The organism is Helicobacter vulpis (assembly GCF_003660395.1).
GTDB classification, from domain to species: Bacteria; Campylobacterota; Campylobacteria; order Campylobacterales; family Helicobacteraceae; genus Helicobacter; species Helicobacter vulpis.
Map to the genome: position 1 here is coordinate 1 of NZ_QXQT01000083.1, position 611 is coordinate 611.

Sequence of the window (611 nt, forward strand, 5' to 3'; positions counted from 1 at the left end):
AAAGGGATAGGGCTCTTCGTGGGCGGGGCGTTTTTTGAGTTGCTCAAAATGGAGTTTTTGGAGTCCCCACCCCTGTTTTAAAACCGGGGCTTGTTTGAAATGCTCTAACTTAGTGATCTCCCCATTTTCTAGGGTGAGTTGGTACCACCGCCCTAAGTTCTGCCCTAAGAGCAAGTGGGTTTTATTTGCCCTAGCCACTAATAGGGGGTTTGTCATCACCTCTTGGGCATAATAGAAGTCAAAGAGGTCGTTATTAGGGTTGGCGACCAAAGTCGCCCCTTTAGGGTGATGGGCCTTTGAGGTATTTTTTTGCGCAATTTAAGCGATTTTCTAGCCTTTTTTGTTAAACTAAAGGCTAGCTTCAAAGAGGGATACGCGGGCTCCTTATAGTCGGCGGCGGCAGGGTTATCGACCCGTGCCCCCTAAGAAAGCGCATAGTCGCTAATCCGTGTTGGTGGCGTGTGGGAGGAAAAGCGGCGCTTTTCTCCTCCTTCTTGAAGTGCCTTTAGAAAACGCGCCTTCGCTGGTAGCTAGGATACTCACGGGGGTACCCCAAATGGGGGTCAGGCCCTGCTGGTCTTCTTAGGAAGTAATCCCCCGGGGTGGTACAT

The 611-nt window shown here is 50.6% G+C and carries 1 protein-coding gene; it reads right to left on the reverse strand.

All coding sequences use genetic code 11. The annotated features are described in order from the left end of the window. A partial coding sequence (locus tag EAO38_RS08675; protein ID WP_162982761.1) for a hypothetical protein occupies positions 1-270 on the reverse strand: 270 nt, incomplete at its 3' end. Between the last annotated feature and the right edge of the window lie 341 nt (positions 271-611).